Annotated in this window: 13 protein-coding genes and 1 tRNA gene; 6 read left to right on the top strand and 8 right to left on the bottom strand. The window is 70.5% G+C overall.

From position 1 onward, the window contains the following. Positions 1 to 70 precede the first annotated feature (70 nt). From cyoE to VF794_RS30015, 4 genes are all read left to right on the top strand, one after another. Positions 71 to 955 carry a heme o synthase gene (gene cyoE, locus VF794_RS30030; protein ID WP_331116332.1) on the top strand — a complete coding sequence of 295 codons (885 nt, stop codon included), beginning with the start codon at positions 71 to 73 and terminating at the stop codon, positions 953 to 955. Between the two features lie 7 nt (positions 956 to 962). Then, positions 963 to 1,973 carry an ABC transporter ATP-binding protein gene (locus tag VF794_RS30025; protein ID WP_331116330.1) on the top strand — a complete coding sequence of 337 codons (1,011 nt, stop codon included), beginning with the start codon at positions 963 to 965 and terminating at the stop codon, positions 1,971 to 1,973. Continuing rightward, positions 1,970 to 2,878 (top strand): ABC transporter permease, encoded by a 909-nt coding sequence (locus tag VF794_RS30020; protein ID WP_331116328.1) that lies wholly within the window; start codon positions 1,970 to 1,972, stop codon positions 2,876 to 2,878. Before VF794_RS30025 ends, VF794_RS30020 begins: the two co-directional genes overlap by 4 nt. Positions 2,879 to 3,001: 123 nt before the next feature. Further along, entirely contained in the window at positions 3,002 to 3,838 is an 837-nt protein-coding gene (locus tag VF794_RS30015) for a carboxypeptidase regulatory-like domain-containing protein (RefSeq protein WP_331116326.1), read from the top strand. Between the two features lie 21 nt (positions 3,839 to 3,859). Here the strand turns inward: VF794_RS30015 and VF794_RS30010 are convergent, their stop codons facing one another. From VF794_RS30010 to VF794_RS29995, 4 genes are read right to left on the bottom strand one after another with little or no spacing between them, the layout of a single operon-like run. Continuing rightward, a complete protein-coding gene (locus tag VF794_RS30010) occupies positions 3,860 to 5,200 on the bottom strand; it encodes a HAMP domain-containing sensor histidine kinase (protein WP_331116324.1) in 1,341 nt (446 codons plus the stop codon). Then, positions 5,197 to 5,877 carry a response regulator transcription factor gene (locus VF794_RS30005; protein WP_331116322.1) on the bottom strand — a complete coding sequence of 227 codons (681 nt, stop codon included), beginning with the start codon at positions 5,875 to 5,877 and terminating at the stop codon, positions 5,197 to 5,199. Before VF794_RS30005 ends, VF794_RS30010 begins: the two co-directional genes overlap by 4 nt. A 15-nt stretch (positions 5,878 to 5,892) precedes the next feature. Next, entirely contained in the window at positions 5,893 to 6,081 is a 189-nt protein-coding gene (locus VF794_RS30000) for a hypothetical protein (RefSeq protein ID WP_331116320.1), read from the bottom strand. A gap of 36 nt (positions 6,082 to 6,117) precedes the next feature. After that, positions 6,118 to 6,597, bottom strand: a complete 480-nt coding sequence (locus VF794_RS29995; RefSeq protein WP_331116318.1) for a periplasmic heavy metal sensor — start codon at positions 6,595 to 6,597, stop codon at positions 6,118 to 6,120. A 237-nt stretch (positions 6,598 to 6,834) separates the two neighbouring features. Between VF794_RS29995 and VF794_RS29990 the strand changes: the two genes are divergently transcribed. After that, on the top strand, positions 6,835 to 7,041 hold the full coding sequence (locus VF794_RS29990) for a cold-shock protein (protein ID WP_331116316.1): 207 nt from the start codon (positions 6,835 to 6,837) through the stop codon (positions 7,039 to 7,041). 150 nt (positions 7,042 to 7,191) lie between these two features. Further along, a complete protein-coding gene (locus VF794_RS29985; RefSeq protein WP_331116314.1) occupies positions 7,192 to 7,563 on the top strand; it encodes a cupin domain-containing protein in 372 nt (123 codons plus the stop codon). An 18-nt stretch (positions 7,564 to 7,581) separates the two neighbouring features. On the opposite strand, the gene VF794_RS29980 is transcribed toward VF794_RS29985, so the two are convergent. The 4 genes from VF794_RS29980 to VF794_RS29965 form a co-directional block, all read right to left on the bottom strand. After that, positions 7,582 to 7,654 (bottom strand) — tRNA-Ile (locus VF794_RS29980). Between the two features lie 94 nt (positions 7,655 to 7,748). Then, entirely contained in the window at positions 7,749 to 8,048 is a 300-nt protein-coding gene (locus tag VF794_RS29975; protein WP_331116313.1) for an MGMT family protein, read from the bottom strand. Positions 8,049 to 8,137: 89 nt separating this feature from the next. Next, positions 8,138 to 10,363 carry an RNA polymerase sigma factor RpoD gene (gene rpoD, locus VF794_RS29970; protein ID WP_414640983.1) on the bottom strand — a complete coding sequence of 742 codons (2,226 nt, stop codon included), beginning with the start codon at positions 10,361 to 10,363 and terminating at the stop codon, positions 8,138 to 8,140. Between the two features lie 35 nt (positions 10,364 to 10,398). Next, positions 10,399 to 11,948, bottom strand: a 1,550-nt coding sequence (locus VF794_RS29965) for a DNA primase (RefSeq protein ID WP_331116310.1), incomplete at its 5' end; no start/stop codon positions are given.

Below are 11,948 nucleotides of genomic sequence, written 5' to 3'. Positions count from 1 at the left end.
CCCGTTTGCTTGATGCGGGGCGCGCCTCTGTGTAAGGGGAAGGCCGTTTTCCAATCTGGGCGGAGTCTGCGTGAGCGCGCGAGCCGTGAGTCTGTCGAGCATCGCTTCGGACCTGGTGTCCCTCACCAAGCCGAGGCTGTCGGGCCTGGTGATCGCCACCACCGCGGGCGGCATGTGGCTGGCCCCCGGCGAGCTGACGGTGGCGCGCATCCTGGTGACGCTGCTGGCCACCTCGGGCACGGTGGGTGCCGCCAACGCGCTCAACTGCTACTGGGAGCGCCACAGCGACCGTTTCATGGCGCGCACCCGCAACCGGCCGCTGCCCTCGGGGCGCATGGAGCCGGCGGTGGCGCTGGGCTTCGGGCTGCTGCTGGCGGCCGTGTCCCTGCCAGCGCTCGCGCTGGGCTCCAACCTGCTCACCGCGGGGCTCGGGCTGGTGGCGCTGCTCAGCTACGTGCTCGCGTACACCCCGCTCAAGTCGCGCACCTCGGCCGCCATGCTGGTGGGCGCGGTGCCCGGCGCGCTGCCCCCGCTCATGGGGTGGACGGCCGTCACGGGGCAGATCGACGCGGGCGGCTACGTCCTCTTCGCCATCCTCTTCCTGTGGCAGATCCCCCACTTCATCGCCATCGCCCTGTTCCGCAAGGACGAGTACGCGGCGGCCGGCCTCAAGTCCGTGCCCCTGGAGCGAGGGGATGACGCCAGCCGGCTCCAGCTCGTGCTCTACATCGTGGCGCTGGTGCCCATGACGCTGCTGCCCTTCCAGCTGCACATCGCCGGCGCCTGGTACCTGGCCGCCGCCGTGCTGCTGGGCCTGTCCTTCCTGGGGCTGGGGGCCATGGGGCTCTTTCGGCGGCTGGGAAGGTCCTGGGCGCGACAGACGTTCCTGTTCAGCCTGCTGTACCTGGCCGGCCTCTTCGCCGCGCTGATGCTCGACAGTGGGGGACACGGTTGATTCGAGGATGACCACGGCCCTCTCGGCCCTCTCTCCCGCGGCGAGCCGCTCCATGGCGCCGCTCCTTCAGCTCGATGGATTGACCCGCCGCTTCAAGGAGCGGGTGGCCCTCCATGGCTTGAGCCTCGCGGTGGGCGCGGGGGAGATCGTCGGCCTGCTCGGTCCCAACGGGGCGGGCAAATCCACCACCTTCCAGCTGCTCGCTGGCCTGCTCGCTCCGGATGCCGGACGCGTCCTCTTCGAGGGGCGGCCCCTGTCGCTCCACGACCCGGCCCTGCGCCAGCGCATGGGCATCATCTTCCAGCGCAGCAGCCTGGATGACCTGATGAGCGCGCGGGAGAACCTGATGCTCGGCGCCCGGCTGTACGGGCTGACGGGCGAGCGGGCCCGTGCGCGCGTGGAGCAGATGCTCCGCCTCATCGGCCTCCAGGACCGAGGTGACGAGCGCGTCTCCACCTGGTCCGGCGGCATGCGTCGACGGCTGGAGCTGGCGCGCGCCCTGGTGCACCAGCCGCGCATCGTCCTCATGGACGAGCCCACGCAGGGACTCGACGAGGCCTCCTTCCGCTCCTTCTGGACGCACCTCAAGGCCCTGCGCGACGCCGAGGGCCTCACCGTGCTGCTCACCACGCACCGCGCCGACGAGGCGGAGATGTGCGACCGGCTGGCGGTGCTGGACTCCGGCCGGCTGGTGGCCACCGACACACCGGCGGCGCTGGCCGCGCGGGTGGGGGGAGACATCCTCACCCTGGAGGCCCGTGAGCCCGAGGCCCTCGTGGCCGAGCTGCGCGAGCGGCTGGACCTGGACGCGCGTCTGGTGGAGGGCAAGGTGCAGGTGGAAGTGGAGCAGGGGCACGCGCTGGTGCCCCGGCTGGTGGAGGCCTTCCCGGCCGGCCGGCTCGCCTCGGTGTCGCTGCGCCGTCCCACGCTCGCGGACGTCTTCCTCCAACTCACCGGTCGCGCGCTCGGCGCGGACCAGCCCGCCGCCGAGCCCGGCCGCAGGAGTCGCCGTCGATGAACGCCCACGCCTCCACCGCTCCCACCCCTGTCGCGTCCGAGTCCGGGCTGGCCCCGGTGGACTCCCGGCCCTCCCTCGCGGAGGCGCGCGCGTCCGCCGAGCAGGCGCGGCTCCCCGGCGCGCTCGCGGTTCAGTGGGCCACCGTGCGCGTGCTGCTGGCGCGCGACGTGGTGCGCTTCTTCCGCCAGCCCAGCCGCATCATCGGCGCGCTCGCCCAGCCCATCCTCTTCTGGTTCGTCATCGGCGCGGGCTTCTCCGGCTCCTTCCGCGTGGAGGGCGCCCAGGGCCTGGACTACCAGCGCTTCTCCTTCCCCGGCGTCGTCACCATGGTGGTGCTCTTCAGCGCCATCTTCGCCACCATCTCCGTCATCGAGGATCGGCGCGAGGGCTTCCTCCAGTCCGTGCTGGCCGGGCCGGGCTCTCGCCTCTCGGTGGTGCTGGGCAAGGCGCTGGGCTCCTCGGCCATCGCGCTGCTCCAGGCCTCGCTCTTCCTCCTCTTCGCCCCGCTGGCCGGGGTGAAGGCCTCCACCGTGGACGTGCCGCTGCTGGCGACGGTGATGGTGCTGTCCGCCCTGGGCCTCACCGGCATGGGGATCGCCCTCGCCTGGTGGGTGCGCTCCACCGCCGGCTACCACGCGGTGATGAGCATCGTCCTGCTGCCCATGTGGTTTCTTTCCGGCGCCATGTTCCCCCTCAAGGGAGCCGGGGCCCCGCTGTCCTGGATCATGCGCCTCAACCCCATGCGCTTCTCCGTGGAGGGGGTGCGCCGCGCGCTGTATGGCGCCGAGGCCTCGCTCGCGGTGGGCACCTCTTCCTCCGGCTCGGGCCTGGAGGTGCCGGTGCTCTTCGTCTTCGCCACCGTCTTCCTGGGGCTCGCCGCCTTCAGCGTCAGCCGTCGCGAATAGCCGGTAAGACCGTTCCTACATTGACGTCCGGGTCCTTTCTTCTGCTACGACAGCGGGACCCGTCATATCTGGTTGCCCGCGCATGACCCGACCCGCGCCGGCGACACGAGGGAGAGTCGACACATGAAGCTGCGTACGCTGGGCGTCACGGTGCTGGGCGCCGTGGGGCTCGCCGCCCTGCCGGCCTGCATGAACGAGGAGGCCGCGCCGCCCCCTCGGCCCGCGGTCCGACCGGCCCCCGTGCGGGAGAAGGTCGCGCCGAAGCCCGAGGCCCCCCCTGCGGCGGAGCCCGCTCCCCAGCCGCTCACCGGCGGAGGCACCATCCGTGGCGCCGTCTCCTTCAAGGGCGTGCCGCCCTCCGCCGCCGCCGTCCCCCCCAGCGAGGATCCCGCCTGCGATGGCATGGCGTCCTCGGAGCAGTCCGTCCGGGTGAAGAACGGCAAGCTGGAGAACGTGCTCGTGCGCGTGCGCGGCCTCTTGCCCGTCCCTCGCCCGACGCAGCCCGCCCTCATCGACCAGCACCAGTGCACCTACCAGCCGCGCGTGCAGGGGGCCACCGTCGGCCAGCCCATCCTCATCAAGAACAGCGACGGCACGCTGCACAACGCGCGCGCCCTCGCCGGGACGAAGTCCATCTTCAACGTGGCGCAGCCTCCCCACGGGAAGGCCGTGCAGCGCAACCTGCCCGCCGACGTCGAGCTGGTCCGCCTCAAGTGCGACATCCACCCGTGGATGACCGCCTGGGTGGTGGTGAACGCCAACCCGTTCTTCGCCACCTCGGGAGCGGATGGCTCCTTCGCCATCGAGCACCTGCCGGCCGGGACCTACACCCTCGAGGCCTGGCACGAGACGCTCGGCACCCGCACCGCCGAGATCTCCGTCAAGGAAGGGGAGACCGTCTCCGCCTCCTTCGAGTTCTCCGCCGATGCCAAGGCCTCCGCCTCGGGTGGTGTGAAGTAGGCTCCGACGCGGGGGCCTCGCTCACGCTCGAGAACGGGCGGCTCCAGGCGGAGCCTTGAGCGAGGCCGGCCCCTCGCGCCGCAGGGTGAAGCCCACCCGGGCGCCTCCTCCTGGCCGGTTTTCCGCGAAGGTGTCGCCGCCGTGGGCCCGCGCGATCCGCTGCACCAGCGCGAGCCCCAGTCCCAGCGAGCCCGCCTCGCGCGCCTCGCCGCCCCGATCCTTCCGGTAGAAGGGCTCGAAGATGCGCGTCTCCTCGCCGGGCAGCAGCCCCGGGCCGCGGTCCTCCACGCAGAAGGCGAGCCGCCCGTCCCGCTCCAGCAGTCGCAGCGCCTCCGCGCCCTGGCCGTGCTTGCGCGCGTTGTCCAGCAGGTTGGCCAGCGCACGCCCCAGCAGCGTGGCGTCACCCACCAGCTTCCCGTCGGCCACCTCCGCCGCGAGCACCTCCACCGGCAGCCCCGCCCGCTCCAGTGCCCGCACCGCCAGGTCCTTTCCGTCCAGCTCGTGCGGGGTCACCTGGCCGAAGTCCAGCCGCGAGCTGGCCAGCAGCTCACCCACCAGGGCGTCCAGCTCCACCACCTCGCGCTCCATCTGGTCGGCCGTGCGCTCCGGGCCTCCTGCGTCGCGCATCAGCTCCACCAGGACGCGCAGGCGCGCCAGCGGCGTGCGCAGCTCGTGCGACACCGCGGCCAACAGCTCGCGCTGATCCGCCATCTGCCGCTCGACGCGCGAGGCCATGTCGTTGAAGGCCTCGGCCAGCACGGACATCTCTCCCGTGGCGTGGCGGCCCAGCGTAACCCGCGTGTCCAGTCTGCCCGCGCCCAACTCCCGCGCGGCCCGCGCCAGCGAGTCCAGCGGGCGCGACAGCCGCCGGGCGAGCCACCCCGAGGCCATCCACAGCGTGGTTCCGGCCAGCAACAGCACCAGGGGCCCGCGCCAGGGCTGGTGCGTCCGGCCACGCCCGGTGCAGGCCCGCGCCGTGCCGAGCCTCACCCCCTCGCGCTCCACCGCCACGGAGAACTCCGTACGGGCGGGGCAGGGCTCACCGGTGCGCAGCAGCAGCGCTCCGGAGGCATCCCGCAGCTCCACGTCCACCAGCAGTTCCTCGGCGGTGGAGCGGGCGAGGGCGTCGCGCCGGGCGGGTTCGTCCCACACCTCGGCGAGCCGGTGGCCGATGAAGGTGCGCAGGCGCTCCGTCTCCTGGCGCCAGCTCGGGCCTCCTCCCATAAGGCCCCCCATCACGCTCATCACCGTGCCCACCACCAGGAAGGTGATGAAGATGGACACACCGAACCAGAGGAAGAGCTTTCGGCGCAGGCTGGCCCGGAGGTAGCAGCCCAACCGGCTCATGGGCCCCCGTCTCATGCGCCATCCTTGCTGAACAGGTAGCCCACGCCACGCACCGTCTTGATGAGGCGCGAGCCCTCGTCACCCAGCTTCTGCCGCAGGTGCGAGATGTGGACGTCCACGGTGCGCTCGCCCACGGTGGTGTCGCTCCGGCCGGCCTCGCCGAGCAGCGCGTCGCGGGGAATGACACGCCCGGCGCGCCGCACCAGCGCCACCAGCAGATCGAACTCGAGCCCGGTGAGCTCCACCTGCCGGCCACCCACGCGCACGTCGCGGGCGGACACGTCGATGGAGACACCGCTGGCCTCCATCTTCTCGGCCACGGACGCGGGCTGGGCGCGCCGCAGCACGGCCCTCAGGCGCGCGAGCAGCTCGCGCGGGCTGAAGGGCTTGGCCAGGTAGTCGTCCGCGCCCAGCTCCAACCCCACCACGCGGTCCGTCTCGTCGCCGCGCGCGGTGAGCATGAGGACGGGGATGGTGCTCTTGGCGCGGATGCGCCGGCACACCTCCAGCCCGTCCAGGCCCGGCATCATCACGTCCAGCAGCACGGCGTCGTAGGCGCCGGCCTCCAACGCGGCCAGTCCGCGTCCTCCATCGGGCGCATGGGCGACGGTGATGCCGTTCTGCCCGAGGTATTGCGCGAGCAGCTCGTACATCCGGGAGTCATCGTCGATGAGGAGGACGCGGGTGGCCATGGGCGGGGTGCGACTCTAACGCGGGCCGGGCTCGGCGGGAGCGTCGGGGGTGGGGGCCTGGTGGGCATGGGCGCCCCGCCACTGGCGGCAGTGCCCGCCGTACGAGGAGCCGTAGCGGTGCCAGCGGTAGAGGCTGGCGAATCCGGAGGAGTAGCCGGCGAGGGTTCCAAAGGCCAGCAGTGCGATGAGGACGCGGCGGCGCATGGTGTCTTTCCTTTCTCGTTCCCGTGTGAGGACGGCTCAGCACCGCGAATAACCACCCCGCCAGCCACCGCCGCAGCCGCCCCGGCCGTGGCGGTAGCCGTAGCCCCAGCCGTGCTCGATCAGGTCCGCCAGCTCGCGCCGCTGCTTGGGGTCCAGCGCCTCGTGGATCTTCGACAGCGAGGCGCGCGTGGTCTTGCGCAGGTTGTCGATGAGTTCGTCGTGCTTCGCATCCATCTCGCGCAGCGAGGCCGCGTCGAACGCCTCACCGCGAAGCGAGCGGGCCACGGCGGCGCGCGCGGCGCTCATCTCGTCGCGCATCTTCTCGAAGGCCTCGGTGAGGTCATCCGCGGCCTGGACGAGCACCTTCTCCTGGCCGGGCGAGGTGTCCAGGCGCTCGAAGAGCCAGCGCATCCGGCCGCGCCAGCTCCAGCGGCCGCCGGGGTGGTGCCAGCGGCTGCGGCGCAGCGTGTAGAAGAGGCCAGCCAGGCAGGCGGTGCCGAAAATGAATCCGAACATGGTTCTGCTCCTTCCGTGAGCGGCCGGGCGGTCAGCGACCCAGCGTCCTTGGGTTGGTGCAGAAGGTACGGGGGGGGTGTGAAGCGGGCGCCCAGTACTTATGAAGAAGTGTGAAGGCAGCGAGGAATGGGGGGTCTGGAGGAGCCGTTGAAACAGCCAGACTCCCCTGGGTTTGGGGCGTTGGCACCCCGTTGTCCGGGGTGTCCGTTCGGCAGTCCGCGGAAAGCAGGGACGTACATGGCAACTGGTACCGTGAAGTGGTTCAACGACGCGAAGGGCTTTGGCTTCATCGCGCCGGACGCAGGTGGTGAGGATGTCTTCTGCCACCACTCCGCCATCAACATGGATGGCTTCCGCTCCCTGGCCGAGGGCCAGAAGGTGGAGTACGAAGTGACGCGTGGCCCCAAGGGCCTGCAGGCGCAGAACGTGCGCGCTGCCGGGTGAGGTCGTAACCCAGGGCCTTCGGGCCCTCCCTTCACGCCCGCTCTCTCCCCCGTGGAGAGAGCGGGCGTTTTCATTGCGGGGTTCGTGTCGCCCGGCGCTCCTTACCTTGTCCGGCAAAGGACAACCGCCAGCGTCCGCGAAGGAGACGAGATGGGCGACACCAGCGTGAAGAAGGTCGACTCCCAGTTCTCCCCCAAGGGGCAGATGGGGCAGAAGTACCTGGCCGGAGGCATCCGGGTATCCATGCGTCTGTGGGAGAACGAGCAGCCGGCCGAGCCGCTCCCCCCCGCGGCGCGCGACTACGAGACGGTGGGCTACGTCATCAAGGGCCGCGCCGAGCTGCACCTGGAGGGACAGGTGCTGCTGCTCAACCCGGGGGACTCGTGGCTCGTGCCCCGAGGCGCCAGCCACACGTACAAGATTCTCGAGGCGTTCACCGCGGTGGAGGCCACCAGCCCGCCGGCGAGCGTGCACGGGCGTGACGAGCAGGACAAGGGCCGCCAGGGCGAAGCCAAGGCCTGAACGCGCGGGGAAGGGGAGTGGGCCCTCCTGGATTCGAACCAGGGACCAATCGGTTATGAGCCGACAGCTCTAACCGCTGAGCTAAGGGCCCTCAAGCCACGCACGGATGGCGCCGAGGCGCCGTCCTGACCGGGGAAGTATCGCGCACCTCGCGCGGGCGCAAGAGGGTGAACGGCCTGGAGGCTTCAGCCACGCACGCGCCAGTGCGTGCCCTGGCCCTCCAGGCGCACCCCTTCGGCCTCGAGCCGCCGGGCCTGCTCCACCGCCACCGCGGGCGCCAGCGTCCCGTCCGCGCGGATGACGCGCCACCAGGGCACCTTCTCCAACGTCTTCAGCTCCCGCCCCACGCCTCGCGCCGCCCCCGGCCGCCCCGCGTAGAGGGCCACCTGCGAGTACGAGCGCACCTCGCCCCGGGGAATGGCCCGCACCGCCCGGCGCACGGCCTCGGGGAAGGGCAGGGGCTGGGTTTTCCGCTTCGTCGGCATGGGGACACCTCCAGGGCCGCACAAATGAAGAAGCCCCCGCTCCTCTGGAGGAACGGGGGCTTCTTCTTACTTCAGACTCCGAGCGGCGCTCAGTTCTCCACGAAGGAGCGCAGGCGCTTGGAGCGGCTCGGGTGGCGCAGCTTGCGCAGCGCCTTGGCCTCGATCTGGCGGATGCGCTCGCGCGTCACCTCGAAGTCCTGACCCACCTCTTCCAGCGTGTGGTCGCTCTTCTCGCCGATGCCGAAGCGCATGCGCAGCACCTTCTCCTCGCGCGGCGTGAGCGTGGCCAGCACCTTCCGGGTCTGCTCGGCCAGGTTCATGTTGATGACCGCGTCCGAGGGCGACACGAGGCTCTTGTCCTCGATGAAGTCGCCCAGGTGGCTGTCCTCTTCCTCGCCGATCGGCGTCTCCAGGGAGATGGGCTCCTTGGCGATCTTCAGCACCTTGCGCACCTTGTCGAGCGGCAGCTCCATCTTCTCCGCGATCTCCTCGGGCGTCGGCTCGCGGCCGATCTCCTGCACGAGGTAGCGGCTGGTGCGGATGAGCTTGTTGATCGTCTCGATCATGTGCACCGGGATGCGGATGGTGCGGGCCTGGTCCGCGATGGCGCGGGTGATGGCCTGGCGGATCCACCAGGTGGCGTAGGTCGAGAACTTGTAGCCGCGCTTGTACTCGAACTTGTCCACCGCCTTCATCAGGCCGATGTTGCCCTCCTGGATGAGGTCCAGGAACTGCAGGCCGCGGTTGGTGTACTTCTTCGCGATGGACACCACGAGGCGCAGGTTGGCCTCGACGAGCTCCGTCTTGGCGCGCTCCGCGCGACGCTCACCCATGCGGATGGCCTCGTAGTTGCGGCGCAGCTCCTCGACCTCGAGGTTGGCCTCCTCCTCCACGCGCTTGATGTTGCGGGTGGCGGTGCGCACGTCGCGCTCCAGCGCCTCCAGCTGCTCGCTGGTGACGTTGAGCTTGCGCATGGCCTTCTTCATGGCCTCGGGCTCTTCCTTGGCCTCGCGCAGCAGCTCGCGCAGCGTGTCCATGGGCACGCCGTAGCGGCGCTCGTTCTCGCGCAGCTCCGCCTCGGCCTTCTCCACGCGCTCGATGAGGCCCTTGAGGTTCAGGACGATGCGGTCCACCTGCTTCTTGTTGAGCCGCATCTCCTCCAGGACCTCCATCATCTTGGTCCGAAGGTCCTTCACCTCCTGCTTGAGCTCCTTCTTCTTGACGTCGGTGAGCTTCTTCTTGCCGAGCAGCTCCGCGTCCAGCGCCTCGCAGTCCTTGGCGAACTTGCGGATGCGCTCGATCTGCTTGTTGATCTGCTCGATCTTGTTCAGCTCGCTCTGGGCCAGCTGCTGCGGCTGGGCCTCGCCCTCGGCGCCCTCCTCGGCCACTTCGACCTCGGCCTCGGCCTCGCCCTCACCCTGGGCCTCCTCGGGCGCGTCCTTGATGACGTCGCGCACGCGCAGCTTGCCGTTCTTGAGCCGGGTGCCGATGTCGAGGATCTCCACCATGGCCACGCGGCAGGCCAGCAGCGCGCGCAGCACTTCCTTCTCGCCGTCCTCGATGCGCTTGGCGATCTCCACCTCGCCCTCGCGGGTCAGGAGGCTCACGCTGCCCATCTTGCGCAGGTAGAGGCGGACGGGGTCGTTGGACTTGCCACCCGGCTCGTCGTCCTCGTCCTTCTCGTCCTCCTCGGCCTCGGCGCGCTCCTCCTCCACCGCGACCGTGGGCTTGATCTCCGTGCTCTGGGCGGCCTTCTGGGCGTCGACGATCTCGATGTCGTTGTCGCCGAACATGCTCATCACGTCGTCGATCTGATCCGACGACACGATGTCCGCGGGCAGGGCGTCATTGACCTCGTCGTAGGTGAGGAAGCCCTTCTCGCGACCCGCGGCCAGGAGATCCTTGACCTCCTTGCGGTCGGCGATGGGCTCCTCATCCACCTCGTCCTCCACGGCGTCGGGATCGACCTCGACCGCGGCGGCCGCCTCCTCCGCGGCCTCCTCGGGATCGACATCGCCCTCGTCCACCTGGGTGACGGCCTTGCGCTTCTTGAGGGCCTCGGTGGCCTTCTCGGCGGCGGCGGTCTTCTCGGCCTTCTCGGCCTTCTCGGCCTTGCGGACGGACTGCGCGCTCATGCTGGCTTCGCTGCTCTCGGTACCCTTCGCCGAGGCGTCCTCCGGCTTCTTCTTCTTCCGGATCTCCGGGGCCACCTTCTTCTTGGGCTTGACGGCCACCTTTGAGGAGGGCTTCTGCGTCGGCATTCGGGTACTTCTCCTTAGAAAAACAGGGGCTTGGCCTGGAGCGAGCCGGCCCATCTATCGCAAAGTGGAGGATTCTTACAAACGCGAACTCAAACCGGTTGCATGGGTGCTTTTGTTCCCGGGGGGGAGGGGCGAATTTCTTCTTCCACGCGTTTTTTCAGGGAGAGGAGCTCCATCCGCTGGGCGAGGAGCTGTTTCGTCTCCTCGGAGAGGTCGCTGGCCCCGGCCGTCTGGCGGGTGGCGCGCGCGATGGACTCCAGTTGCTGCTTGATCCGCTGCAGCATGATGGCACGGCAGATCTGCAGGAAATAATGCTCCAGGGCCGAGCCCTGCTGCCCGGAGAGCTGGCGGGCAGCCGCCTCGATGGCGCGTTTGACGGTGTCGTGGGCCTCGAAGAGGGCGTCCTCGGCCCCGTGGCCGGAGGTGGCGTGGGCGAGGGCCAGGCGCAGGCCGGGGTGGGTCAGCTCGTCGAAGACGCGGAAGGAGTCGCGGGCCACCAGCCGGGGCTCGCGCAGGACGGCGGCCACATAGAGGGCCTCCAGGGCGTCCGGGGGCTTCACCGGGGTCTGGCGGGGCGGGGGAGGGCCATTGGGCGCGGGGGCCGGCCTGGGGGCGGGCTTCACCGGGGTGGGGGGCGCCTTGCTGCGCAGGGTGGACTCCAGCTCGGCGGCGGGCAGGCCACACCAACCGCTCAGCGCGGTGAAGAAGGCCGAGCGCACCAGTCCGATCGGGAGTTGCGCCGACACGGGCTTGAGGCGCTCCAGCGCGGCCATCTTCTCCTCGAAGGTGGCCTCCTTCCCGTTGGGCAGGAGGGTGAGGAAGACGTGGTTGGTGAGGGGGCGCGCCTCGGCCAGCAGCCGCTCCAGGCCCGCGGCGCCCTCGCGTCGGATGAAGGTGTCGGGGTCGTCCCCCTGGGGCAGCAGGGCCACCTTGGCGGCCGCCCCGGCGGCGAGCAGGGGGCCAGCCAGTCGTTCCACCGCGTTGAGGCCCGCCTGGTCTCCGTCGAGCAGGAGGAAGAGTTCCCGGGCCTCGGCGCGGCCGAGCACCTTGAGATGGCCCGGGGTGAGGGCGGTGGAGCAGAGCGCCACCGTGTGCTTCACCCCCTCCTGGTGTAGGGCGATGCAGTCGAAGTAGCCCTCCACGAGCACGGCGGCCTTGCGGCGGCGGATCTCATCGCGCGCCTGGTCCATGCCGAAGAGCGTCTCGCTCTTGTTGTAGAGGCGGGACTCCCGGGAGTTGAGGTACTTGGGGCCCTCTTCCGCGTCCACCAGCCGGGCGCCGAAGGCGATGGCACGGCCCTCCGGGGCGCGGATGGGGATGATGAGGCGGCTGCGGAAGAAGTCGTAGTAGCCGTCGCCCTTCTGGCGCTTGGAGATGAGGCCCGCGTTGAGGCCCCAGTCGATCATCCCCACCTTGGCGAGTCGGTCCGCCAGCGAGGTCCACGCCGCCGGGGCCCACCCCAGCCCGAAGGCCTTGGCCGTCTCGTCGGAGATGCCTCGGCTGGAGAGGTAGGCCCGGGCGCGGCGGCCCTCCTCCTCCCACAGGAGTGCCCGGAAGTGCTCGGCTGCCTGGTCGGTCACTTCCTTGAGCTGCTGGCGCTCGCGGGAGGCCGGATCCTGCGCCGCCTCCAGGTCCACCC

The organism is Archangium sp., assembly GCF_036389735.1.
In the GTDB taxonomy this organism is placed as follows: Bacteria; Myxococcota; Myxococcia; order Myxococcales; family Myxococcaceae; genus Archangium.
The sequence above is the reverse complement of the archived record's forward strand: the minus strand, read 5'-3'. Positions and strand labels throughout refer to the sequence as shown.